At 54.1% G+C, this 366-nt stretch carries 1 protein-coding gene; it reads left to right on the forward strand.

Annotated features, from left to right (window positions below; genetic code table 11):
* Positions 1–217, forward strand: a 217-nt coding sequence (locus EXE45_RS18335; protein ID WP_206750521.1) for a hypothetical protein, incomplete at its 5' end; no start/stop codon positions are given.
* Positions 218–366: the final 149 nt, after the last annotated feature.

A 366-nucleotide genomic window follows, 5' to 3' on the forward strand; every position in this document is an offset into this window, starting at 1 on the left:
TAGTAAAGAATCTGATATGGACCCCGACGATGTCGACCTCAAAACCCACGCGCCGGGTGGTGCTGTCTCGAAGATGAAATCGAAAATCACCCCCGATCCGCCGAGCGAACGCGTCACTCTCGACGAGGGTCGCAAGCGCGTCTGGTTCGGCGTGAGTCTCACCGAGCGTGGAGAAAAACTCGTCGAACTTGAGGACAAATTCCCCCTCGACGAGTAACCAACTGCCTCTCTTTTTCACCTCCGTACCCGCTCGTGTAGCGGGTAGTATCTCGCAAACCTACCACATTCCGGAGTATTCTATCACCCTTGTTTTCACTACTACTCACCGTCGACAGATACCATCCTTTCCGACCAATTGCCCGGCAT

Origin of the sequence: Halorubrum sp. SP9 (assembly GCF_005435015.1) — an archaeon.
Classification (GTDB): Archaea; Halobacteriota; Halobacteria; order Halobacteriales; family Haloferacaceae; genus Halorubrum; species Halorubrum sodomense.